The following is a 267-nucleotide window of genomic DNA, read 5'->3' as shown; positions in this document are numbered from 1 at the left end:
TGTAACAGTTGTATCAGGCTTATCTGGTGCTTCTGGTTCATTTGGTTTTTCTGGTCCAACTGGAGCGACGGGAGTAACAGGAGTAACAGGTCCAACGGGAGTAACAGGTCCAACAGGAGCAACAGGAGCAACAGGAGCAACAGGAGCAACGGGAGCAACAGGTCCAACGGGAGTAACAGGTTCAACAGGAGCAACAGGAAAAACAGGAGCAACAGGACCAACGGGAGCAACAGGTGCAACAGGAGAAACACGTGCCACGGGGGGGAC

At 53.2% G+C, this 267-nt stretch carries 1 pseudogene; it reads left to right on the top strand.

Annotated features, from left to right (window positions below):
- Positions 1–267 (top strand): annotated as a pseudogene (locus JDS99_RS31300) (collagen-like protein); the annotation flags it as partial.

It is taken from the genome of Bacillus cereus group sp. N6 (assembly GCF_016483705.1).
Classification (GTDB): domain Bacteria; phylum Bacillota; class Bacilli; order Bacillales; family Bacillaceae_G; genus Bacillus_A; species Bacillus_A wiedmannii.
This window is presented reverse-complemented; position numbering and strand designations above follow the sequence as displayed.